This window comes from Achromobacter insuavis, from assembly GCF_902859645.1.
GTDB classification, from domain to species: domain Bacteria; phylum Pseudomonadota; class Gammaproteobacteria; order Burkholderiales; family Burkholderiaceae_B; genus Achromobacter; species Achromobacter insuavis.
This window is the reverse complement of record NZ_CADIJR010000053.1, coordinates 22,000-45,162: the sequence shown is the minus strand read 5'-3', so window position 1 is coordinate 45,162 and position 23,163 is coordinate 22,000. Positions and strand designations below refer to the sequence as shown.

At 68.8% G+C, this 23,163-nt stretch carries 21 protein-coding genes and 1 pseudogene; 11 read left to right on the top strand and 11 right to left on the bottom strand.

Going from position 1 to position 23,163, the window contains the following annotated elements:
• Nucleotides 1–963: extracellular catalytic domain type 1 short-chain-length polyhydroxyalkanoate depolymerase (locus tag H0523_RS22605; protein WP_180180148.1), on the top strand; the 963-nt coding region annotated here is incomplete at its 5' end.
• A gap of 195 nt (nucleotides 964–1,158) precedes the next feature.
• A complete protein-coding gene (locus H0523_RS22600; RefSeq protein ID WP_054431779.1) occupies nucleotides 1,159–1,671 on the top strand; it encodes a DUF1993 domain-containing protein in 513 nt (170 codons plus the stop codon).
• Nucleotides 1,672–1,752: 81 nt separating this feature from the next.
• Here the strand turns inward: H0523_RS22600 and H0523_RS22595 are convergent, their stop codons facing one another.
• Both H0523_RS22595 and H0523_RS22590 read right to left on the bottom strand, forming a co-directional pair.
• Nucleotides 1,753–2,256 (bottom strand): VOC family protein, encoded by a 504-nt coding sequence (locus H0523_RS22595; protein ID WP_054431778.1) that lies wholly within the window; start codon nucleotides 2,254–2,256, stop codon nucleotides 1,753–1,755.
• Nucleotides 2,257–2,391: 135 nt separating this feature from the next.
• On the bottom strand, nucleotides 2,392–2,760 hold the full coding sequence (locus H0523_RS22590; RefSeq protein WP_054431777.1) for a DUF1428 domain-containing protein: 369 nt from the start codon (nucleotides 2,758–2,760) through the stop codon (nucleotides 2,392–2,394).
• Nucleotides 2,761–2,929: 169 nt separating this feature from the next.
• Here H0523_RS22590 and H0523_RS22585 point away from each other — a divergent pair, with 169 nt between their 5' ends.
• Complete coding sequence (locus H0523_RS22585; RefSeq protein ID WP_054460529.1) at nucleotides 2,930–3,904, top strand: GlxA family transcriptional regulator; 975 nt, start codon at nucleotides 2,930–2,932, stop codon at nucleotides 3,902–3,904.
• Between the two features lie 10 nt (nucleotides 3,905–3,914).
• On the opposite strand, the gene H0523_RS22580 is transcribed toward H0523_RS22585, so the two are convergent.
• Nucleotides 3,915–4,952 (bottom strand): transporter, encoded by a 1,038-nt coding sequence (locus H0523_RS22580; protein WP_054460531.1) that lies wholly within the window; start codon nucleotides 4,950–4,952, stop codon nucleotides 3,915–3,917.
• Nucleotides 4,953–5,284: 332 nt separating this feature from the next.
• Between H0523_RS22580 and hydA the strand changes: the two genes are divergently transcribed.
• Both hydA and H0523_RS22570 read left to right on the top strand, forming a co-directional pair.
• Nucleotides 5,285–6,754, top strand: a complete 1,470-nt coding sequence (hydA, locus tag H0523_RS22575; protein ID WP_054431774.1) for a dihydropyrimidinase — start codon at nucleotides 5,285–5,287, stop codon at nucleotides 6,752–6,754.
• A 75-nt stretch (nucleotides 6,755–6,829) separates the two neighbouring features.
• Nucleotides 6,830–7,762, top strand: a complete 933-nt coding sequence (locus H0523_RS22570) for an N-carbamoyl-D-amino-acid hydrolase (protein WP_156333501.1) — start codon at nucleotides 6,830–6,832, stop codon at nucleotides 7,760–7,762.
• Here H0523_RS22570 and H0523_RS22565 read toward each other — a convergent pair.
• Nucleotides 7,759–8,721 (bottom strand): LysR family transcriptional regulator, encoded by a 963-nt coding sequence (locus H0523_RS22565; RefSeq protein WP_054431772.1) that lies wholly within the window; start codon nucleotides 8,719–8,721, stop codon nucleotides 7,759–7,761. The two genes, H0523_RS22570 and H0523_RS22565, sit on opposite strands and share 4 nt — an antisense overlap.
• A 78-nt stretch (nucleotides 8,722–8,799) precedes the next feature.
• Between H0523_RS22565 and H0523_RS22560 the strand changes: the two genes are divergently transcribed.
• The gene (locus H0523_RS22560; RefSeq protein WP_054431771.1) at nucleotides 8,800–9,459 is read left to right on the top strand and encodes an aspartate/glutamate racemase family protein; all 660 of its coding nucleotides are present in this window, start codon (nucleotides 8,800–8,802) and stop codon (nucleotides 9,457–9,459) included.
• 46 nt (nucleotides 9,460–9,505) lie between these two features.
• Here H0523_RS22560 and H0523_RS22555 read toward each other — a convergent pair whose 3' ends face one another.
• The 5 genes from H0523_RS22555 to H0523_RS22535 all read right to left on the bottom strand — a co-directional run bounded on the left by H0523_RS22555 (nucleotide 9,506) and on the right by H0523_RS22535 (nucleotide 16,270).
• Complete coding sequence (locus H0523_RS22555; RefSeq protein ID WP_054431770.1) at nucleotides 9,506–11,266, bottom strand: ABC transporter ATP-binding protein; 1,761 nt, start codon at nucleotides 11,264–11,266, stop codon at nucleotides 9,506–9,508.
• A 12-nt stretch (nucleotides 11,267–11,278) separates the two neighbouring features.
• Complete coding sequence (locus H0523_RS22550) at nucleotides 11,279–12,733, bottom strand: amidohydrolase family protein (protein ID WP_054460532.1); 1,455 nt, start codon at nucleotides 12,731–12,733, stop codon at nucleotides 11,279–11,281.
• 68 nt (nucleotides 12,734–12,801) lie between these two features.
• The gene (locus H0523_RS22545) at nucleotides 12,802–14,379 is read right to left on the bottom strand and encodes an ABC transporter substrate-binding protein (RefSeq protein WP_054431768.1); all 1,578 of its coding nucleotides are present in this window, start codon (nucleotides 14,377–14,379) and stop codon (nucleotides 12,802–12,804) included.
• Nucleotides 14,380–14,429: 50 nt separating this feature from the next.
• Nucleotides 14,430–15,335, bottom strand: coding sequence for an ABC transporter permease (locus H0523_RS22540; protein ID WP_054431767.1), 906 nt, complete (start codon nucleotides 15,333–15,335; stop codon nucleotides 14,430–14,432).
• Complete coding sequence (locus H0523_RS22535; RefSeq protein WP_054431766.1) at nucleotides 15,332–16,270, bottom strand: ABC transporter permease; 939 nt, start codon at nucleotides 16,268–16,270, stop codon at nucleotides 15,332–15,334. Before H0523_RS22535 ends, H0523_RS22540 begins: the two co-directional genes overlap by 4 nt.
• 420 nt (nucleotides 16,271–16,690) lie before the next feature.
• On the opposite strand from H0523_RS22535, the pseudogene H0523_RS22530 reads away from it, so the two are divergent.
• A pseudogene (locus H0523_RS22530) lies at nucleotides 16,691–17,779 on the top strand (Bug family tripartite tricarboxylate transporter substrate binding protein).
• Nucleotides 17,780–17,806: 27 nt separating this feature from the next.
• Nucleotides 17,807–18,541, top strand: coding sequence for an alpha/beta fold hydrolase (locus H0523_RS22525; RefSeq protein WP_054431765.1), 735 nt, complete (start codon nucleotides 17,807–17,809; stop codon nucleotides 18,539–18,541).
• A gap of 48 nt (nucleotides 18,542–18,589) precedes the next feature.
• Here the strand turns inward: H0523_RS22525 and H0523_RS22520 are convergent, their stop codons facing one another.
• On the bottom strand, nucleotides 18,590–19,978 hold the full coding sequence (locus tag H0523_RS22520) for an MFS transporter (RefSeq protein ID WP_231689789.1): 1,389 nt from the start codon (nucleotides 19,976–19,978) through the stop codon (nucleotides 18,590–18,592).
• A gap of 148 nt (nucleotides 19,979–20,126) precedes the next feature.
• Between H0523_RS22520 and H0523_RS22515 the strand changes: the two genes are divergently transcribed.
• Nucleotides 20,127–21,029, top strand: coding sequence for a LysR family transcriptional regulator (locus H0523_RS22515; protein WP_231689790.1), 903 nt, complete (start codon nucleotides 20,127–20,129; stop codon nucleotides 21,027–21,029).
• 36 nt (nucleotides 21,030–21,065) lie between these two features.
• Here the strand turns inward: H0523_RS22515 and H0523_RS22510 are convergent, their stop codons facing one another.
• Complete coding sequence (locus tag H0523_RS22510) at nucleotides 21,066–21,362, bottom strand: hypothetical protein (protein ID WP_054431762.1); 297 nt, start codon at nucleotides 21,360–21,362, stop codon at nucleotides 21,066–21,068.
• 230 nt (nucleotides 21,363–21,592) lie between these two features.
• Between H0523_RS22510 and H0523_RS22505 the strand changes: the two genes are divergently transcribed.
• Together H0523_RS22505 and H0523_RS22500 are read left to right on the top strand one after the other, a co-directional pair.
• Nucleotides 21,593–22,366, top strand: a complete 774-nt coding sequence (locus tag H0523_RS22505) for an AAA family ATPase (protein ID WP_180180147.1) — start codon at nucleotides 21,593–21,595, stop codon at nucleotides 22,364–22,366.
• Nucleotides 22,363–23,151: an SIR2 family NAD-dependent protein deacylase gene (locus H0523_RS22500; protein ID WP_231689791.1), complete on the top strand. Its 789-nt coding sequence runs from the start codon at nucleotides 22,363–22,365 to the stop codon at nucleotides 23,149–23,151. Before H0523_RS22505 ends, H0523_RS22500 begins: the two co-directional genes overlap by 4 nt.
• Nucleotides 23,152–23,163: the final 12 nt, after the last annotated feature.

Here is a 23,163-nt window from a genome sequence, read left to right as displayed (position 1 = left end):
CCGGCGCGGCCGGCCCCCAGCGCCCGCCCGGCCACGCACAGCGCCACCGGCGCCGCGGCCCCCAGCCTGGGCAGCGGCCGCTGGGAAGCCTCGCGGCAATTCACCGACGCCCATGGCCGCAGCCTGTCTTTCGCCCGTTACACGCCGCTGGCCGCGCCGCGCCAGGGCATGCCGCTGGTGGTGATGCTGCATGGTTGCCGCCAGACCGCGCTGTCTTTCGCTCGCGGTTCGCGCATGAACCAGTGGGCCGACGCCGGCGGATTCATGGTGCTGTATCCGCAGCAATCGATGACGCGGCAGGTGCAGCGCTGCTGGCGCTGGTTCCAGCCCGACGCGCAGCACGGCGGCGCCGAGGCCGACCTGATCGCCGCCCTGATCCAGGCCGAGGTGGCGCGCCACGGGCTGGACCCCGAGCGCGTCTACATCGCCGGCCTGTCGGCCGGCGCCAGCATGGCCGCGCTGGTGGCGCTGCGCCATCCCGCCCTGATCGCCGCGCTGGCGATGCATTCCGGGCCGGTGCTGGGCGACGCCCATAACGCCGCGGCCGGCCTGAACACGATGCGCCGCGGCTCGGTCAAGCCGCTGCTGCCGCTGTTGCAGGGCGTCGCGGATCCGGCCGCGTTCACGCTCGGCATGCCGGCAATGATCCTGCAGGGGCAGATGGATCCGGCGGTGGCGCCGCGCAACGCCAGGCAGTTGTTCGAGCAGTTCCGCGCCCTGAACGGGCTCGCCGCGGACGAGCCGCCGGTCGAGCGGGTGCTGGGCCTGGGCACCGAGAAGGCCTATCGCCGCGTCGATCTGTTGCGCGGCCGCAAGACGGTGCTGCGCCTGTGCGAGATCACGCGGGTCGAGCACGGCTGGAGCGGCGGCGATGCGTCGGTGCGCTATCACGCGCGCAGCGGCCCCGACGCCTCGGCGCTGATCTGGCGGTTCTTCCAGGGCCAGCGGCGCGTGGCCGCCTAGGGCGACGCGGCCTCCCGGCAGCGCGCGGGGATGGCCGGATGCGGGCCGGCGCGTTATTGTTCAGAAAACGGAAACAGACATGTCGTCTCCGGCGCCGGCCGGCCGTCGCGGCGCGGCGCTAACATCGCGCCACGCCCGCGGATCGGGCGCCGTTCCCGGCGCCCGGCCGGGCAAGCCTATTCGGAACTCATCATCATGTCCCTGTCCATGTACCAGGCCTCGGTGCCTGTCTTCATCCGCGGTTTGAGCGTGCTGGCCACGCTGCTGGAAAAGGGCGCCGCCCACGCGGCCGCCAACGGCATCGATCCGGCCGAGCTGGTCAACGCCCGCCTGGCCCCCGACATGTATCCGCTGTCGGGCCAGGTGCAGCGCGCCAGCGACGCCTCCAAGTTCGCCGCGCAGCGCCTGTCGCAGGTCGAATCGCCCAAGTTTCCCGACGAGGAAACCACGTTCGAGCAGCTGCAGAAGCGCGTCGCCGACACCATCGCCTACCTGCGTTCGGTGCCGGCCGAGGCGCTGGAAGGCGCCGAGGGCCGCAAGGTCACGCTCAGCTTCGGCGAGTTCAAGCCCGAATTCCAGGGCGACGCCTACCTGCTGACGTTCGCGCTGCCGAATTTCTACTTCCACGTCACCACCGCCTACGACATCCTGCGCCACGCCGGCGTGCCGATCGGCAAGCTGGACTTCCTGGGGCCGTACACGGCCTGACGCGGCTCCGGGCGGCGCGTCCGCCCGCGCGCGTCCGGACGCATGTCCGACGCGCGCCGGACGGGCGCTTGCCGCGGCGCCTCAGCCCGGCTTCTTCGAGGGGTCGCCGCAGCCTTCCATCTCGCCCATCTGCGCCATGTTGCGCTGGATTTCCTCGGGCGTCAGGTCTTCCTTGTGGGTGGCGATCGACCAGCGGTGGCCGAACGGATCCACCACCTGGCCGTAGCGGTCGCCCCAGAACATGTCGGCCGCCGGCATGGTGACCTGCGCGCCCGCCGCCACGGCCTGCTTGATGGCGGCATCCACATCCTGCACGTACAGGTGCAGCGTCACCGGCGAGCCCTTGAGCGCCTTGGGCCCCAAGCTGCCCCATTCGGGGAAGTCATCCATCAGCATCACCACCGAATCGCCGATGCGGAGGGCGGCATGCATCACCTTGCCGCCGGGGGCCGGCAGGCGCGTCAGTTCCTTGGCGTCGAACGCCTTGCGGTAGAAGGCAATCGCATCCGAGGCGCCTTCGCACACGATGTGCGGGGTCAGGGTGTGCATGCCGTCGGGAATCGCTTGCTTTGCGGGGGTGCCCATGATGTGTCTCCGAAAACCGGGATTGAGGTTGGGGTACTTGGGGACGGGTCGGGGGGACGCCTGCGCGTTCCGGCCCGTCCTGTTGCCACGACGAATGGGCGGCGCCGGGATCGACAGGCCGCCTCGATTTTTTTTTCAAGCGCGAGCCGACTTGCTCACCAGGGTGCTGAAGCCGCCCCAGCACATGCGCTTGAAATCGAACACGCCCTCGCAGGACATGCCCGTCAGGCGCGGGTCGGCCATGACCTTGGCGTTGATGCGGTCGCGTTCGGCCTTGCTGGCGAACGCGATCCACGAAAACACCACCGTCTCGCCCTCGCGCGCGCTGGCGGCGGCGCTGAACGAGCCGAAGCCCTCGCCGTCGATGTCGTCCGCCACGCACTCGCGGAATTCCAGCGCGCCGTATTCCAGCCAGATCGAACCGGCCTGCTCGGCCAGCTTGCGATAGGCCTCGATGTTGGCCTTGGGCACGCTCAGCAGGTAACCGTCTATGTACTGTTCCATCAGATGCTCCTTGACTCCGTGTTGTTGTACGCGCCGCCCGCAAGCCCGCATCGTCGCGGCGGCCGCGCCGGCAGCGATGCCGGTAGTTGTCACTGTATCGGGATCGGCGGCGCTTTCAGATAGGCGATTGCGACATTCTTGAGGGTGGATTGCGACAGGTCTCCGGCGTATGCTGGTGGGCATGAAAAACATCGCCTTCCTGCTGCCGGCCGGCGCCAATATCGCGTCGCTGGAAACGGCCCGGCACGGCTTCCTGGTGGCCAATGAGTACCTGGCCGCGCAGGGGCGCGCGCCGCAATTCCAGGTGCGCACGCTGGCCGCCACGCGCCAGGTCAGCCTGGACGACGGCCGCATCACGGTGCAGGCCGACCTGGTGCTGGACGAGGCCCGCGATATCGACATCTGCATCGCGCCGCCGCTGCTGGGCGCGGTGTCGGACGTGGTGCTGTCCAACCGTGAACTGGTCGAATGGATCGCCCGCCACTACCGCGGCGGCGGCGAGGTCGCCAGCCTGTGCCTGGGCGCGGCGCTGCTGGCCGCCGGCGGCCTGCTCGACGGCCAGCAGGCGGTGGTGCACTGGGCGGCGCGCAACCTGTACGCCAGCCTGTTCCCGGCGGTGGATTGGAGCATCGACCGCGTGGTCCATTCCGGCAACGGCATCTACACCAGCGGCGGCGCGTTCTCGGCCGCGCACCTGGTGCTGCACCTGATCGAGAAATACACCGACCGCGACACCGCCATCTGGTGCGCCAAGTACTTCCAGCTCGACTGGAGCCGCCAGAGCCAGCTGCCGTTCTCGGTGTTCATGGGGCAGAAGGCGCACGCCGACCAGGTGGTGCGCGCGGTGCAGGACTTCATCGAAAGCCGCTACACCGAGAAGATCACCGTCGAGGACCTGGCCGACCGCCACGCGCTCGGCCGCCGCACGCTGGAACGGCGCTTTCGCCAGGCCACCGGCAACAGCATCGTCGAGTACGTGCAGCGCGTGCGCGTCGAGGCCGCCAAGCGGCGCCTGGAAAGCTCGCGCAAGAGCGTGTCGGAAGTGATGTACGAGGTCGGCTACAACGACACCAAGGCGTTCCGCGACATCTTCAACAAGTACTGCGGCATGTCGCCCGTGGGTTACCGCGAGCGCTACCAGTAGCCGGCCCGCGTCAGCCCGCGCGCCGGCGGCGGAACGCCAGCCACGCCACGAATCCCGTGAAGGCCGCGACCAGCACGCAGATGATCCAGAAGCCGTGGTGGTCGTCCGACAGCGGAATGCCGCCCACGTTCATGCCGAACAGGCCCGCCATGATGTTGATCGGCAGCGCCAGCACCGTCACCAGCGTCAGCGTGAACAGGGTGCGGTTGTTCTGCTCGTCCAGCCGCGCCGTCATTTCTTCCTGCAGCAGCTTGATGCGTTCGACCAGGCCGGCCATGTCGCCCAGCACCACCGAGAATTCCTCGGTCGATTCGCGCAGTTCCTGCACGTCGCGCGGCCGCAGCCAGGCCGGCGGGCGCGCGAGAAGGCGGAACACCGAGCCGGGCTCCGGCGCCAGCGTGCGCTGCAGCCGCACCAGCACCCGGCGGGTGGCGGCCAAGTCCAGGCGTCCGGGGCCGCCGCGCGCGGCCAGGAAATGATCCTCGATGCCGTCGACGTCGACGCTGGCCTTGCGCACGATCTCCATCATCAGGTCGGCCTGGTCGCGCATCAGGTGCGCCAGCAGTTCGGCCGGCGAGCCGAACGGTTCGCCGCGCCGCACGTGTTCGCGCAGGCGGTCGAGCGAGCGCAGCGGCTTGCGCCGCAAGGTCACCAGCAGCTTGCGATGGGCGCAGACCCACAGCGTCGAGACCTGCGCCGGGGTGCGGTCGAAATCGAAGATGACGTCATTGAACACCGCCACCAGCGCGCCTTCCTGCTGCTCGATGCGGGTCGAATGGGCTTCCCCGCCCAGCATCGCGATGAAGGTGTCGGGCAGGTCCAGGTGGGCCTGCAGCCAGCGCACGCAGCCGGCCTGCGACAGATTCAGGTGCAGCCACAGGAAGTGGCCGTCGTCGGGCGCCGCGCCGTCGGCCGCGAGGCGCGCCAGCAGGTCGGCGACCGCCGGCGAGGCGATTTCGGCCGCGGGGCCGCCGCCCGCGAACCGGAACGCGCAGATCAGGCCGGAAATGTCGGTTTGGTAGTCGGCCGCTGCCGCTGGGGTCGTCATGATGCGCGATGGTGACGCCGCAATGTGACAGTCCCGCGACAGCGGGCCGCGCGGCCGCGATCCCCGGCGCGCCGCGCGGCCGCGCCACGGGGAAACCCGATATAAAACTTTGCACAGCCTCCATGATCCAGCGTTATGCGTGGTGGCCGGCCGTTCGCTGTGCTGTAAGGAAATAGTCCATGGAATCAGGGCGTTAGCGTTTCGGTTCGGCGCCCGTCCGCGGCCTGGCGCGGCGGCTTCCCGTCATTTCCGAATCGCACGGACCCATGCATGATGGTGCCTCCTGCCAGGCCCGCCACGGCGCGCCGGGCTATGCGTTGGGACTATTCTTGATGACAGACTTCGATCTGACCTTGCACAACGGCCGCATCGTCACGGCCGACGCCGACTTCGTCGGCGACATCGGCATCGTGGACGGCGCCATCGCCGCGATCGCGTCCTCGCTGCCGGCAGGCCGCCGCGCCATCGACGCGGCCGGCCGGCTGGTCATGCCCGGCGGCATCGACAGCCACTGCCACGTGGAGCAGCTGTCCAGCATGGGCGTGCTGTGCGCCGACGACTGGCACACCGCCTCGATCTCGGCGGCCCACGGCGGCAACACCACCATCGTGCCGTTCGCCGCCCAGCATCGCGGCCAGTCGTTGCGCCAGGTCGCCGACGCCTACGCCGCCTCGGCCGCCGAGAAGTCGGTGATCGACTACAGCTACCACCTGATCATCTCGGACCCCACGCCCGAGACCCTGAACCGCGACCTGCCCGAGCTGATCCGCGCCGGCATCACCTCGTTCAAGGTCTTCATGACCTACGACAAGCTCAAGCTGGACGACCGCCAGCTGCTGGACGTGTTCGCCATCGCCGCGCGCGAGGGCGCGCTGCCGATGGTGCACGCCGAGAACAACGACGTCATCAGCTGGATCGCGCGCCACCTGCTGGCGGCCGGCCACACCGCGCCCAAGTACCACGCCGTCAGCCACGACCCGATCGCGGAAAACGAGGCCACGCAACGCGCCATCAGCCTGGCCGCGGTGCTGGAAGTGCCGGTGCTGATCGTGCACGTCTCGACCCAGGGCGGCGCGCAGGCGATCCACGCCGCGCAGACGCTGGGCGCGCCGGTGTACGGCGAGACCTGCCCGCACTACCTGCTGCTGACCGCCGAGGACATCGACATCCCCGGCGTCGAGGGCGCCAAGTTCTGCTGCAGCCCGCCGCCGCGCGACCCGGTGTCGCAACAGGCGCTGTGGCAAAGCCTGGACAGCGGCACGCTGGCGCTGCTGTCGTCCGACCACGCGCCGTACCGTTACGACGAATCCGGCAAGCTGCCGGCCGGCGACGCGACCACCTTCAAGCAGATCGCCAACGGCCTGCCCGGCCTGGAAGTGCGCATGCCGCTGCTGTTTTCCGAAGGCGTGCGCAGCGGCCGCCTGACGCTGCAGCAGTTTGTGGCGCTGACCTCGACCAACCACGCCCGCATGTACGGCCTGTACCCGAAGAAGGGCACGCTGGCGGTGGGCGCGGACGCCGACATCGCGATCTGGGATCCGGAAAAGAGCGTGACCCTGCGCGCCGCCGACCTGCACGACGCGGTCGGCTACACGCCCTATGAAGGCCGCCAGGTCACCGGCTGGCCCACCACGGTGATCAGCCGCGGCGAAGTGATCGTGGACGACGGCGTGCTGCGCGCCGAGCGCGGCCGCGGCCAGTTCATCGCCCGCGGCCTGCCCGCCCCGCTGCAGAAGGCGCGCGAGATCAGCCCGCGCGCCGCCTTGCTGCGCAAGATTTTCCCGGCCGTGATCGAGTCCTGAGCGACACGGCCCTCAACGCATAGCGATAGAACCCCGGAGACTGACATCGTGAGCAACGCAACCCATGCGCGCAAAATGGACCTCGCGGTCGCCCAGATGGGCGCCGTCAACCTGGCCGACACCCGCGCGGTGGTGGTCCGCCGCCTCGTCGAGATGATGCGCGAGGCCGCGGCCCGCAAGGCCGAGTTCGTGGTCTTTCCCGAATTGGCGCTGACCACTTTCTTCCCGCGCTACTGGATGGAAGACGCCGAGGCGGTCGATCGCTTCTTCGAAAAGAGCATGCCCAACGCCGACGTGCAGCCGCTGTTCGACACCGCGCGCGAGCTCGGCATCGGCTTTTACCTGGGCTATGCCGAACTGACCCCGGAAGGCCGCCAGTTCAACACCGCCATCCTGGTCGACCGCCAGGCCAAGATCATCGGCAAGTACCGCAAGATCCACCTGCCGGGCCATTCCGACCACAAGCCGGAGGCGCCGTTCCAGCATCTGGAGAAGAAGTTCTTCGAGGTCGGCGACCTGGGCTTCGGCGTCTGGGAGACCAACGACGTCAAGATCGGCATGTGCCTGTGCAACGACCGCCGCTGGCCCGAGACCTACCGCGTGATGTCGCTGCAAAGCGCCGAGCTGATCGTGCTGGGCTACAACACGCCGTCGCTGAACATCCACTGGAACGAGCCGGCGCACCTGCGCACCACCACCCATGAGATCGTGCTGCAGGCCAGCGCCTACCAGAACGCGGTGTGGGTCGCCGCCGCGGCCAAGTGCGGCCACGAGGATGGCCACCACATGATCGGCAGCTCCATGATCGTGGCGCCGTCGGGCGAGATCGTGGCCCGCTCCAGCGGCGAGGAAGACGAAGTCATCACCGCCCGCATCGACCTGGGCATGGGCCAGACCTTCCGCGACCACGTCTTCAACTTCGCCAAGCACCGCAGCCCGCAGCACTACAAGCTGATCATCGAGCGCACCGGCGCCGGCGAACCGCTGCCGGTGGCGGAAATCGACTAGGCCCGCTTGAGGATTGCCTGCGTCATCGCGGGCAATTCCTTTTTGACGATCTGGGAAAACTGCGTCAGGAAGGCCTTGGCGATGGACGGGGGCGGTTCGATCCGGGAATGAGACACGTACACGAACAGCGGGATCGCCGGCTCGACGCGGCGCACCACCAGCCCGTGCATCAGGGCATCGGTCAGGCCATACGAGTCCACCAGCGCCACGCCGACGCCCTGGCGCACGAACGAGCACGCGGTCTGCGACGAGCGCACCTCGATCGCCGGGGCCAGGGTGTTGTGGCCCTGCGGGTCCAGATGCGCGTACAGCGTCTCGCCCAGCGGCGTGTCGCGGCTGTAGCCCACCAGCATCTCGCCGGCCAGCATGCCCGGCTGGATCACGCTTTCGCGCGCCAGGCGGTGGCCCGCCGGCAGCACGCAGACGATTTCGCCCTGCGCCAGCTCGGTGGTGATCAGGTTGGGATGTTCCGGCTTGAAGATGGAGATGGCGATGTCGGCGTAGCCCAGCAGCAGCTGCGGCAGCAGCGCGTCCATGCCCAGCGGCCGGTAGCGGATGCGCACGCCGGGGTTGCGGGCGCAGAACTTCGCGGTCGCCGCCGGGATCAGCCATTCGCCGAAGCTGGGGCTGGACACCACGCTGACCAGGCCGCCGCCGTGGCCGGCCAGGCCCGCGGCCATGTCGTTCAGGCGGTTGACGCCGGCCTGGATCGATTCCACTTCCTGGAACAGCTTGCGCGCTTCCTTGGTGGGATGCAGGCGGCCCTTGAAACGCTCGAACAGCGCATAGCCCAGGCGCAGTTCGATCGATGCCAGCACCCGGCTGATGGCCGGCTGGGTCACGTGCAGCAGCCGCCCGGCCGCGCTCAACGAGCCCGTGATCATGATGGCGTGGAATACCTCGATCTGGCGCAGATTCAACGGCGCGGAAGACCGGACCTTTCCGGGTAATTCAGACATGCTGCGTGCTTTCCTCTTGACCTGGGCGGTGCGCCGGCGCTTGCCGGCCCGCCTCTATTGCAAGGATTCTACTCAATCGTGCCCAACGCCCGCATTCTCCTCGTAAACCCGAATTCCCTGGACAAGGTGACCGAGGCCATCGGCCGCGCGGTCGAGCCGTTCCGCCACCTGCCGCTGGATTTCCGCTGCCTGACGTCCACCGGCGGGCCGGCCGGCATCCAGAACCAGGCCGAGGCCGACGCCAGCATCGCGCCCATGGCCGAGCTGGTGCGGCGCGAAGCGGCCGCGGCCGACGCCGTCATCGTGGCCTGCTTCAGCGATCCGGGGCTGCATGGCCTGCGCGACCTGGTGCCGGCGCCGGTGCTGGGCATCGGCGAATGCTCGGTGCTGACGGCCATGAGCATCGGCGCCCGCGTCGGCGTCATCGCCATCGCCGGCGCCGCCATCCCGCGCCACCTGCGCTACTTCCGCGCCATGGGCGTGGCCGACCGCATCTGCGGCGAACTGGCGCTGGACCTGCGCGTGAGCGACCTGGCCGACGCCGAACTGGCGTTCCAGCGCATGGTGACGGTGGGCAAGACCCTGCGCGACGCCCATGGCGCCGACGTGCTGATCATGGGATGCGCCGGCATGGCGGACCTGCGCGCGCGGCTGGAAGCGGCCTGCGGCCTGCCGGTGGTGGAACCGACCCAGGCCGCCGTGGCCATGGCGGTCGGCCGGATCTTCGGCCGCGCGTAGGCGGCCCGGCGGCGCCCGTCGCTGACGGGGCCGCCGCGCGGCGGCGTCAGGCCGCCTGTTGCACGTAGTGGCCGGCGGCCACCTGCACCAGTTGCGTCACCACCGGATCGTCGCCGATCTTGCGGATCGGGCTGGGGATCTCGCGCGCCGCGCGCACGCTGCGCTGGTGGCGCCGCGCCGGATCGGGCACCGGCACCGCCGACAGCAGGCGTTGCGTATAGGGATGGCGCGGCCGGTGCAGCACTTCCTGGGTCGGGCCGATCTCGACGATCTGGCCCATGTACATCACCGCCACGCGGTGGCTGACCTTTTCCACCACCGCGATGTCGTGCGAGATGAACAGGTACGACAGGCCCATCTCGGCCTGCAGCTCCTTCATCAGCTCGATCACGCGTGCCTGCACCGACACGTCCAGCGCCGACACCGGCTCGTCGGCCACGATGATCTTGGGATTCACGCTCAGCGCGCGGGCGATGCAAAGGCGCTGGCGCTGGCCGCCCGAGAACTGGTGGGCGTAGCGGTCCAGGAATTCGCGCGGCAGGCTGACCCGTTCCAGCAACTGGGCGGCGCGCTCGCGGCGCTGCTCGCGGCTGTGGCCGCCATGCACCTTGAGCGGCTCGCTGACCAGGTCCCAGGCGTGCAGGCGCGGGTTGAGCGATGCGTACGGATCCTGGAAGATCATCTGGATGTGGCGCCGCATCGCGCGCATCTGCTCGGGCGTCATGTGGGTGACGTCCTGGCCGGCCAGGCGGATCGAGCCGGCGCTCGGCTGCACCAGCTTCATCAGCAGGCGCCCGGTGGTCGACTTGCCCGAGCCGGACTCGCCCACCAGCGCCAGCGTCTCGCCGGCGCGCAAATCGAACGACACGCCCTCGACCGCGTGCACGTTGGCCACCACCTTGCCGAAGGCGCCGGCCTTGACCGGAAAGCGCTTGGCCAGGCCCGCCACTTCCAGCACGGCCGGGCGCTCCCGCACCGCGGCCTCGTCGGGGGAGCCATCGCCCAGCCGCGGCACCGCGGCCAGCAGGTCGCGCGTGTAGGGTTGGGCGGGCGCCTCGAACAGCGTCGCCGTGGCGCTTTCCTCGATCTTGTCGCCGTGCCGCATCACCACCACGCGGTCGGCGATCTCGGCCACCACGCCCATGTCGTGCGTGATGAACAGCACGGCCATGCCGACCTCGCGCTGCAGGTCGCGGATCAGGTCGATGATCTCGGCCTGCACCGTGACGTCGAGCGCGGTGGTCGGTTCGTCGGCGATCAGGAGCTGCGGCCGGCAGGCCAGCGCCATCGCGATCATCACGCGCTGGCGCATGCCGCCGGACAGGTCGCCCGGATACTGCGTCATGCGGCGCTCGGGCTCGGACATCTTCACCGCCGCCAGCATCTCCTGGGCGCGCCGCCAGGCTTGCTGGCGCGAGATGTCCTGGTGCAGCAGATAGACCTCGGCCAGCTGGTCGCCGACCGTCATCACCGGGTTGAGCGAGGTCATCGGCTCCTGGAAGATCATCGAGATCTCGTTGCCGCGGATGCGCCGCAGGGCCGATTCCTCCAGCCCGAACAGGTCTACCTCGCCGCCGTCGCGCGGCACGAAGCGGGCGCTGCCGCCGGCGATGCGGCCGCCGGCGCGTTCGATCAGGCGCAGGATCGACAGCGCGGTCACCGATTTGCCGGAGCCGGACTCGCCCACCAGCGCCACCGTTTCGCCGCGGCCGATGGTGAAGTCCAGCGACTTCACCGCCCGGTAGGGCTGGGCGCGGGCGCCGAATTCCACGCGCAGGCCCTGCACCGCCAGTAAGGTCTCGGTCATGGGGAGTCTCCGTCAGGCGCGGCTGGGAAAGACGCGCGGCGACATGGCGTCGATGTCGCGGCCGGCGTAGTCGCGCTGCGCCACGGTCGCGATGGTCTGCGCCTGGGCGCGTTCCACTTCCTGCATGGCGCGCTCGATGTCGATGGTCAGCAGCTTGCCGTCCTTGACCACCTGGGCGCCGTCCACATAGACGTCGCGGATGGCGCGGTCGCCGGCCGAATAGATCAGGCTGCGCAGCGGCTCGCGGCCGGGCCGCATGTACGGATGCGACAGGTCGACCAGCGAGAAGTCGGCCTTGCCGCCGACCGCGATGCGGCCGATGTCGTCGCGGCCCAGCATGCGGGCGCCGTTGATCGTGGCGGCGTTGAACACTTCCTCGGTGGAGGCGGCGCGGAAGTGGCCGGCCTGCAGGCGGGCCACGTAGCAGGCCAGCCGCATCTCATCGAGCATGTTGTGCGGGAAGGTGTCGGTGCCGATGCCGACGTTGATGCCGGCGCGCAGGTAGCGGCCCAGGAAGCTCAGCGCGATGCCGCGCCGCACGAACACCGTCGGACAGTGCGCCACGTGCGCGCCCGAGCGTTGCAGCAGGCCGAAGTCGTCGGCATGCGGCCAGTACAGCGCGCGGTGGTCGTTCAGGAAGATGCCGTGGCCGATGATGAGGTCGCCATCCAGCAGGCCCTGGTCGTCGAGCCATTCGATCGGCGTGCGGCCGTGGCGGCGCGTCATCTCCGAGAACTCGACCACGCTCTGCGCGGCGTGGATCTGCATCGGGATGCCCAGGCGGCGCGCGGCGGCCTGCGCCGCCTTGAGCAGTTCGGGCGAGCAGGTGTCGACCTGCGAGGGGCACAGCATGGCGCCCAGGCGGCCGCTGGGGTGGTTGATGGCGCTGTCGGCCACCGCCAGGGCGGCCTCGAACGACTTCTGCGCCGCCGCCTCGTCCCAGGTGTATTCGACTGAATGGCCGTCGTTGGTGCGCCAGGCGGCCGAGCGGAACATCGGGCCCAGCACCCCGCGGATGCCGGCCGCCGCCACCACGTCGGCCCAGCCGGGGCGCGGCAGCGACATGTCCACGAAGGTGGTCACGCCGCTCAGCAGCATCTCGGCCATCGCCACCTGGTTGGAATACTGCGCCGTCTCGATGCCGGTGCGGAACACCGGCATGTATTCGTACAGCGAGCTCTGGCCCAGCTTGTCGCTGCCCAGTTCCTCCAGCAGGCCGCGGTTGCCCGGCTCGGAAGAGGGGTGGCTGTGGACGTTCACCAGGCCCGGCATCGCCATCAGGCCGTTGCCGGCCACGACCCGGTCGGCCGGGCCGGCATAGTCCTTGCCGGCATGGATGACGGTGTTGCCGCGCATCACCAGGTCGGCGTTCTCGATATAGACGTGCGAGCCCAGGGCCTCGTCCCAGGCCACCAGGGTGGCGAGCTGCTTGAAATGGGTGATGCTGGCTTGATTGGTGTCGCTCACGGGAGACTCTCTGTGCTGCGGAATCAGGGGAAGGGCGGCGCGGCGGGGGCCGCGCCGCCCGATGCGGCTTACTTCAACTCGATGTCCAGGCCCTTGTAGGCGGCGGCGCCGAAGATGCCGTGCGCGCGCATCGGCTTCAGGCGCGGCCCGCCCACCAGGTAGAGCGAGTCGTGGTACAGCGGAATCCACGCCGCGCCGTCGGAGATCTTGGTCAGCGCCTTGGACAGGATGGCGTCGCCGCTCTTGGCGTCCAGCGCCTCGCTGCCCTCGGCCAGCCAGCGGTCGGTGTCGGCGTCCTTCCAGTTCATGCGGTTCGGGGTCGGGATGCTGTTGGACAGGAAGTAGCTGTTGAGCGCCTCGCCGGTGCTCATGTAGCCGAAGCTCATGCTGAACTCGTCGAACTCCTGCGTGGCCAGCTTGCCCCAGGCCGAGGTCGAGTCGAACAGCTGCACGCGCAGGTCGGCGCCGACCTTCTTCATGTCGCCCTGCACCGCTTCCATGATGTCCTTCCAGTAGCCGGTGATGCCGTAGTGCAGCAGCGACAGCTTCTGGCCGTCCTTGTAGCGGTAGCCGTCCTTGCCCATCTTCCAGCCGGCCTCGTCCAGCAGCTTGTTGGCGGCGGCGGGGTCGTAGCGGTAGGCGTCGTTGGAACCGGCCGGGGTGCTGGTGGCCAGCATGCTGGTGGCGGGCACCGCCTCGCCGAAGGTGATGGCCTCGGTCAGCGCCTTGCGGTTGATCGCCAGGTTGAGGGCGCGACGCACGTTCACGTCCGTCAGCATCGGCTTGTCGATCTTGAAGCCCAGGAAGAAGGTCCAGTAGAACGGGTCGGCCTTGCTGACGAACAGGCGCTTGTCGGCCTTCAGGTCCTTGATCGACCATTGCGGCAGGTAGCGCGACAGATCGGCCTGGCCGCTTTGCAGCGCGGTCAGGCGGGTGCTTTCCTCGGGCACGATCTTCCAGACGATCTTGTCGACCTTGGGCGTCGGGTCCTTGTAGATCGCCGGGCCCCACTTGTAGCCGGCGTGGCGGGTCAGCACCACTTCGTTGCGCGGCGACCAGCTCTGGAAGCAGTACGGGCCGGTGCCGTCGAAGGCCTTGACGCCGTAGTCCTGGCCCAGCGCCTTGACCTGGTCGATGTTGATGACCGAGTGCATGTAGTGCGCCATCTGCTGCAGCAGCTCGTTGTAGGGCTTCTTCAGCTTGTAGACCACGGTGACGTCGTCCGGCGCGGTGATGCTGTCGACCGGACCGGCGCGCCAGCGCTCCAGGCCCTTGGTTTCCGGGTCCAGCCAGCGGGTGTAGCTGGCGACCACATCCTTGGCCGTCATCTTGCGGCCGCTGCAGAACGTCACGTCGTCGCGCAGGTTGAAGGTGTAGGTCAGGCCGTCGGGCGAGATGGTCCAGCTCTTGGCCAACGCCGGCACCGGCGTCTTCATGTCGTAGTCCAGGCCCACCATGGTGTCGGCGGCCATGAACAGCACCTCGGCCGCGCCGCGCGCGGTGGTGCGGTGCGGGTCGTACTTGTCGGTGTCCAGCTCGCGCAGGATCAGGACGGTCTTTTCGGCCTGCGCCAGCGCCGGCGCGGGCGCGGCCAGCAGGCAGGTCAAGGCCAGCGGCGCGAGGGCCAGTCCCTGGATGATCTTCATGTTGCGGTTCCCCTGTGTGGTTTGTGGTGTGTGGCCGGGCGGGCCGCGGTTCAGAACCGCAGCTTGGGATCGAGCGCGTCGCGCAGGCTGTCGCCCAGCAGGTTGAAGGCGAGCACGATGAAGAAGATGGTCATCGTGGGAATGGTCGAGATGTGCGGGAAGATCTGCAGGAACTTGCGGCCGTCGGCGGCCATGCTGCCCAGCTCCGCGAATGGCGGTTGCGGCCCCAGCCCCAGGAACGACAGCACCGAGCCCAGCAGGATGGTGTGGCCCAGTTGCAGGGTGGCGTAGATCATCAGCATCGACGAGCAGTTCGGCAGCAGATAGCGCGTGATCAGGTAGAAGTTGCCGAAGCCCATGGCGTGGCCGGCTTCCATGTATTCCTGCTTCATCACCACCATGGCCGAGCCGCGCGCGATGCGCGCCATGCCGGGAATCGCCGAGATCCCCAGCGCCAGCACCATGCTGGTGGTGCCCGGGCCCATCAGCGCCGACAGGCTCAGGCCGAACAGGATCGCCGGGAACGACAGCAGCACGTCGACCACGCGCATGATGACGCCTTCCAGCGGACGGTAGTAGGCGGCCAGGATGCCGAGCAGGGCGCCCAGGCCCGAGCCGCCGATCACCGCCAGCACGCTCAGCATCAGCGTGGCGCGGATGCCGTAGATCACGCGCGACAGGATGTCGCGGCCCTGCACGTCGGTGCCCAGCAGATAGCGGATGCCGTCGGCCGAGGTCCAGCCCGGCGCCTTGCGGGCGATGGCCATGTTGGTCGAATACGGATCGTGCGGCGCCAGCCAGGGCGCCAGCAGCGCCACCAGCACGATGGCGATCACCGCCAGCAGCGACAGCAGCAGGATCGGGTCGCGGCGCAGGCGCGACGCGATGCGCGCCAGCGGCGTGGCCATGGCCTGGGGCGGCAGCCCGCCCAATGAGGAAGTGGTGCCTGCGCTCATGATTTGTTGCCTCGCGGATCCAGGTAGCCGTAGAGCAGATCCACGATCAGGTTGATGAGGATGAAGCCCAGCGCCGTCACCAGGATCGCGCCCTGGGCCAGCGGGAAATCGCCGGCGAAGATGGCGCCGACGGCCATGCGGCCCACGCCCGGCCAGGAATAGATCTGCTCGGTGACCACCGCGCCGCCCAGCAGGTTGCCCACCTGCAGGCCCACCAGCGTCACGATCGGCAGCAGCGCGTTGCGCAGGGCGTGGCGCAGCAGCACGCGGCGTTCGCCGGCGCCCTTGGCGCGCGCGGTGCGCACGTAGTCACCGCTGAGCGTCTCGATCACCGCGGTGCGGGTGATGCGCGCCACCGGTCCGATCAGCACCGATCCCAGCGTCAGCGCGGGCAGCGCCAGCGATTGCAGGCCGGCCAGGGTCCAGATCGGGCCGTTGCGGCCGATGTACGGCAGGATGCCGGCACCGCCGATGTGCTGCACCAGCAGCAGGCCGACCCAGAACACCGGCAGCGACACGCCCACCACCGACAGCGTCATGACGAAGCGGTCGGTCAGCTTGCCGCGGCGGTAGGCGGCCAGCGTGCCCAGCAGGATCGCCAGCGGGATCGACCAGACCACGCTGGCCAGCATCAGCTCGGCGGTCGCGCCGATGGTGGCGCCGATCTCGTCGATGACGGGCACGTTGGAGATCATCGAGCGGCCCAGGTCCAGGTGCAGCAGGCGCCACACGTACAGGGACAGCTGCTGGACGATCGACTTGTCCAGGCCCAGTTCCTGGCGCACCTGCGCCAGTTCCTCGGCGGTGGCGGTGGGGCCGGCGATCACGGCGGCCGGATCGGCCGGCGCGACCTGCAGGAGCACGAAGCACACCACCACCACGCCCAGCAGGACGGGCAGCGAGATCGTGAAGCGGTTGAGGATCTGGCGGATCATGCGAGGCCCGCGCAAGTCATACGGGTTGGCTTGGGGGTGGGCTCGATGCGCGGCCCGCCTGCGGTGGGCCGTGGGGGGGAAAGGTGAACTGGTCTCGGCATGACACGACCTCGTCTCTGTGTGCGTCCAGGTGCTGCGGTGGCCAAAGAATGCCAGCGCGCCCAGGCGCCGGGGACCCAGGGAAATCCACTATGGGAAGGCTGCGGCGGGTTTTCGCATTCCGTTCTCAAGCAATTGAAATGAAAGGGTTTTTTTCGGGTTTTCGGCGGACGGCGCGACGCCTGCGATAACGCGGTGTTATGAAGCCTGCCTAAAGATTGATAGACAGCGGATCGATAGGCGGCGGGATCGGGACGCCCGGGCGGCGGATGGGGCGGCGACGCCCGCATATCCATAGTTGGAATCCTTCGTTGGCGCCGAATGGCGCGCCTCTTAGCCTGTTTGCTGTGTAAAGCGGGCGTTCGACACCGAAGGGGTGGCCGAGGCCGGCGCCGCGCGGCGCCGGACGCCCGCGGGCTTTGTGGAGCGTGCGGTGTGAAGTTCTCTCGTTTCTGGACCCGGGTGCAAGGCCTGGCGGTGGCATTCCTGTTGGGCGCGATGGTTCCGGCCAGCGCCGCCTATCCCGACAAACCCGTGCGCCTGGTGCTGCCGCTGGCCCCCGGCGGCGCCATGGACGTGCTCGGGCGTGGCCTGGCCGAGCGGCTCGGGGCGCTGTGGAAGGTGCCTGTCATCGTCGAGAACCGCGCCGGCGCCGGCGGCAACATCGCCGCCGACCAGGTGGCGCGCGCCGCGCCCGACGGCTACACCCTGCTGCTGACCGGCGACATGCTGGTGGCCAACCAGACCCTGTTCCAGGGCACCATCAACTATGACCCGGTCAAGAGCTTCGCGCCCATCAGCATCGTGGCGGCCACGCCGCCGGTGATCGTGGTGCGCGCCGATTCGCCGGTCCGCGACATCGCCGGCCTGCGCGACGCGGCCAGCCGGCATGTCGTCAATATCGGCACCCCGGGCTACGGCAACAGCAACCATCGCGCGCTCACCCGCCTGCAGCAGCAAGTGCAGGGCACCGTGCAGCACGTGCCGTACAAGGGGGCGGGGCCGGCGGTGGTGGCGCTGCTGGGCGGCGAGATCGACGCCGCCATCGTGGCGCTGCCCGCCGTCTCCAGCCTGATCGCCAACGGCTAGGTGCGCGCGCTCGCCGTGCTGCAGGACAACCGCAGCGACACCGTGCCGCAGGTGCCGACGGCGGCGCAGGTCGGGCTGAAGATGGAGGGCGACACCGGCTGGTTCGGCCTGCTGGCGCCGGCCGGCACCGCGCCGGAAGTCGTCGACGACGTCTGGCGCGCGGTGCGCCAGGCCGTCACCGAACCGGACTTCCGCGCGCGCCTGCTGGCCATCGGTTTCGAGCCGATCGCCGACCAGCCGCGGGCCTTCGCCGACCGCATCGTCAGCGACGCCCTCAAATTCCCGGCGCTGCTGCGTGACAGCGGCGTGGCGCTGCAATAACGCTTCACCGACGCCCAAGAGGCCGCCATGCCCATCCTGAACATCGGCAACGCCGAACTGCATTTCGACATCCAGGGCCAGGGCGACGCCGTGCTGGCGCTGGCCCCCGGCGGCATGCTGTCGCACCGCGAACTGTGGCGCGTGACGCGCGACGGCCGGCCGCGCGAGTATCCGGATCCGGTGGCCGCGCTCGCCAGCCGTTACCGCGTGATCGCCCCGGACCAGCGCAACGCCGGCCGCTCGCGCGCGCCGGTGCTGGCCAGCGACGGCTGGACCACCTATGCGCTGGATCACCTGGGCCTGCTGGACGCGCTGGGCGTGCAGCGCTTCCACGTGATCGGCTCCTGCATCGGCTCGTCGTTCGCGCTCAAGCTGTGCGAACTGGCGCCGGAACGCGTGGCGTCGGCGATCCTGCAACAGCCCATCGGCATCGCCGGGCCGGAGGGCAAGCGCGGCGAGTCCTTCGACCAATGGGCCGACACCGTGCGCCAGCGCGACCCCGCCATCGACGAACGGGCCCTGGAAGGCCTGCGGCACAACCTGTTCGGCGGCGATTTCGTCTTCAGCGTCAGCCGCGACTTCGTGCGGCGCAACCCGATTCCGCTGCTGATCCTGGGCGGCAACGACCCGCTGCATCCGCGCGCCGTCTCGCTGGAACTGGCGCAACTGGCGCCCGCGGCCACCCTGGTCGAAGCGTGGAAGACGCAGCCGCGGCGCTACCTTGACGCCATCCAGGACTTCCTGGCGCGGCACCCGGCCTGAGCGCTGCGGGACGGTACGCGACGCCGGGCGGTGAGCGCCGCCGGGCCGCTACGAGGCCGCCAGCGCCTGCCGCGAGCGCCGCGCAAGGCGTTCGAGCAGGGCGCTGGCCAGGCTTCCCGCCAGCGCGAACCCGACCGCCACCCACAAGGCCCAGGTGGCGCCGGCGCGGGCGTTGAACACAAAGCACGCCGCCACGAAGGCCGCGCCCATCGTCTGGCCCAGCAGCCGCGCCAGGCCGGACAGGCCGCTGGCCACGCTGGCGCGGTGCGCCGGCACGCTGAACATGATGAAGCGCTGGTTGGGCGACAGGAACAGCCCGAACCCCGTGCCGCACAACGCCATCGGCAGCATCACCGCCCACATCGGCGCGCCGGCCGGCAGCGCGCTCACCGCCAGCAGGCCGGCGGCCAGCAGCGCCAGACCGACCATGCCCAGCAGGCTGGCGGACATCCGGTCCGACCACTTGCCCGAGAACGGCGCCAGGCAGGCCCCCATCACCGGCCAGGGCGCGATCAGCATCCCGACCTCGGCGATGTCGCGCCCCAGCGTCTGGTTCAGCAGGAAAGGCAGCGCCACCATGGCCGCGCCCTGCGCCGCGAAAGCCAGCACGCACACCAGCACGGCCAGCGAGAAGGGCGCCAGGCGCAGCAGGTCCAGCGGCACGATGGCGTGCGCGCTCAGGCGTTCGCGGCGCAGCAGCAGCGCCCAGCTCAGCGCGCCGCAGCCCCAGATCAGGGCGGTGGCCCAGTCCGGCTGCGCCGCGCGCTCCAGGCCCAGCACCGCCAGCCCGAACGCCAGCGCGCACAGCAGCGCCGCGCCGGCATCGAGCGCCTTGCCGTCGCCCGGCAACCTGGGCAGGTGCCGGCCGGCCAGCGCCAGCGCCACCAGACAGAAGGGCACGTTCACATAGAACAGCCAGTGCCAGCTCAGCACCGTCAGCATCGCCGACGCCAGCACCGGCCCGCCCGCCAGCGAGGCGGCCGCGATCATGGCGTTCAGGCCCATGCCCCGGCCCAGTTCCTCCTTGCGGTAGATGGCGCTCACCAGCGCCATGTTGCAGCCCATCAGCGCCGCGGCGGCCAGGCCCTGCGCGGCCCGGGCCGCCTCCAGCGACCACAGCGACTGCGCCGCGCCGCACCAGACGGAGGCGGCCAGGAACAGCCACAGCGCCGGCAGGAACACCCGCCGGTGGCCGATCTTTCCGGCCAGCGCGGCCAGCGGCAGCATCGTCGCCACCATGACCAGCTGATAGATCGTGACCACGCCGATCACGTCGGCGGCGCCGACGCCGAGCTGCGCGGCCATCGACGGCAGCGCCGTGTTGGTCATGGAGGTATCGAGCGTCGCCATCGAGATCGACAGGGACACGGCCAGCATCGCGTAACGGCGCGCGGCGGGTGTCAGGGGCGTGGGGGAAAAAGCGGCGGGTGAAGACATTGCGGCATACGGGTGTCGGGAAAACGGGCCCCAGTATGGAAGTGGCGATCCTTGCAGTGAATAGCAAAATCCGTAAAGCAGCCTTGCAGATATGAAATACTGGAGCCGCATGACATCCCGGCGGCAAGGGCCGCAAAGCGAGGGCAGGGTGAACCGATCGGAAGGCATGGCGCTGCTGGTGGCGGCGGTGGACCAGGGCAGTCTCAGCGGCGCGTCGCGCGTCAGCGGGGTGTCACTGGCCTCGGTCAGCCGCCACATCAGCGCGCTGGAGGAACGTCTCGGCACCCGGCTGCTGGTGCGCTCGACCCGGGCGCTGCGCCTGACCGAGGCGGGCCAGCGCTATTACGCCGAGGCCAAGCGGCTCCTGGCCGACATGGACGAACTGGAAAGCAGCATGCGGATCGACGCCGCCGATCCCTCCGGCCGGCTGCGCGTCACGGCGCCGACGCTGTACGGGCGCGTGCATTTGCAGCCGCTGCTGGCGAAGTTCCTGGTGCTGCATCCGAAGGTCACGCTCGACCTGCATCTGCTGGACCGCCCCGTCAACCTGCTGGAAGAGGGCATCGACCTCGCGGTGCTGGTGGGCGAGCAGCCCAGCTCCAGCCTCGTCGCGCGGCGCCTGGGGTCCATCCGCTGGGTGCTGAGCGCCTCGCCCGATTACCTGGCGCGGCGCGGCACGCCCCGCAGCCTGCAGGACCTGGCGCAACACGACGGCCTGGTGTACAGCCACCTGGCGACCGAGGACATGTGGACGCTGATGGACAAGGGCAAGCCCACCGTCGTGCGGGTGCCGACCCGCATGCGCTCGAACACCGTGGATGGCGTGGTCACCGCCGCCGCGGCCGGCGCCGGCATCGTCTACGCGCCGGCCTGGGCCATCGCCGACCACGTCGCGGCGGGCCGCCTGCGGCCCTTGATGGTGGCTTCGGAAACGCCGCCCCGGCCGGTGTTCGCCCTGATGACGCACCAGCGGCTGATGGCCGGCAAGGTCCGCTCGCTGGTGGAGTTCCTGGTGGAAAAACTGCGGGAAAAATCGCTCAACGAGCTATGACCCGCCAGCGCGTGGCGCGTGCTCGCGAGCCGGCGTTCAGAGGCCGTCCAGCAGCGCCTTGCCGGTCTCGTTCGCCGACTTGCCCTGGTTGACGGCATCGGTCAGCGTCGTCACGAACCACGGCAGCACCAGCTTGGTGTCGGGGTCGGACAGGCCGACGCGCAGGCGTTCCTGGGGGGCGGCGGGGGCCGTCTGGGATTGGTGTTCGCCTTGAGTTGCGGCAGGAAGCCGTGGAGCGGTGGGGGGAGGGGCCGATTCGGCCAAGGCTGTGGCGATTGCCAAACTGAATAGCAGTGTGGTGGTGAGAAAGCGGATGCGATGGCGGACCTGCATGGGATTTCACTCCAGTAGCCAAGGGCGGATCCAAGGCGTTCCACAGCCTTTGTGGATACCTTAGGAAACGATGGCTTCCATTGTCTTGTGGGGTCAGGCAAAGGGATATTGGGGAATTGTGATCGTCTGTGAAGAACTGTCCGCGCGGAAAAGCTCGAATGCCGATTCAGCCATGTTTTGTCCGAATGACGTCACAGAATTAGCTCCTGTTGAAATCCTCGGAGCAATTTGTGAACTCACCGGAATTCTTGACACCGGAAGCGGTATTTCAGGACCCAGTACTGGAACAGCATCAGATCGAGCTGCTCAATACCAGCATTCCTTCCACGGAAGCCAGGCATGCGCTGGCCCGGTTGAACTGTACGCGGGTCGCCTTGCATGGCCCATCAGGCACGGGAAAGACAGCATTGGCTCGCTGGTTGGCGGCCCAGCTTGGGCGGCCATTGTCGGTTGTGCGCACAGCGGATCTGCTGCCGACCTCCTGCGCAGGCTCTTCGCGGGTTGAGGCCATGACGTCCCAGGCGCGCCATCGAGGCGCGATTCTGTTGTTGGAGGACGCAGACTTTCTGTTGCACCGTGGGCGTGCGGGCAGAGAGGCCTGGGAGGTGGCGCTCGCGCATGAGGTCGAGTCTGCGCTGGGCAAGCATGACGGCATCGTCATCGCATCGAGCAGCCTTTGCGAAGTGCCGGATCCGGGCTCATTGCGGCAGTTCGAGATGAACGTCCGCGTCGATTACCTGAGGGAGGAGGATGCCTGGACCCTGTTCATGGAAGCCGCCGCCAGCTTGAATATTGAAGACCTGCTGACGGTAGCGCCGCGCGAGCTTGCCCGGCTGTATCAGCTTGCACCCGCGGATTTCGTTACGGTTGTGCGGCAGGCGAGATTTCGACCTGTGAAAAGCCTGCGCGAACTCTATGTCCGCTTGTATGCGGAATTCAGCCTGAAGCTCCTGCCTCGGGGGCGGCAAGGGGCCTTGCCTTTGCAAAAGCAGGCCATCGCATGAAATATCGCAAGTTTCATCTGTCGTTTGGGTTGCTGAATACTCTGCGCGAAGCCCGAGAGGTCGTTGTCATCACGGGGTCGGGATTGGGGGTCGCCAGTGGCCTGCCCGCCAGCCGCGACGGCATTGATGGCCTTTGGAGCCAGCATGACCCGGGGGATCTGGCCACGGCCGAGGGGTTCAGGCGTGATCCCGCGTCGGTATGGGCATGGAATTCGGTCCGTCGGGTGCGTGCCAGCAGGGCGATGCCAAATGCGGCGCATTGGGCGATAGGGGAATTGGCGAAAGTCATCCCGTTGATGACGGTCATCACCCAGAACGGCGACAATTTGCACGAGCGTGCGGGAACACCGCGCGCGATATATCTACATGGCAGATTGGATGATGCCTGGTGTCCTGCCTGCGGTGTTCCCCACGTTTCTCAACCCTACGGCGGCAACTTTGCCACTCGACCGCTTGAGCACACCCATTCGGCGCCTCCCGCATGCCGGCTCTGCGGGGCATTTGTGCGCCCTGGCCGGCTCTGGCACGGAGAAAGGCCGCAGGCAGCATTGTGGAGGACCTGCCACATCCTGGCTACGTCCGCCAACCTTGTGCTGACGGTCGGCACGTCTTGCCAATCCCCGGCTGCGGCTGAGCTTTGTTATGCGGCGCTGGCGGCGGGAGCGAAATTGGTGCAGATCAATCCAAATTCGACCTCAATGGACCGGTTGGCCTCGCATAATTTGCGCGGCAAGGCCGAAATTCTCCTGCCTTTGCTTCTCGCGTACGCGTGGCCCCGCACCTGACTGCATCTTCAA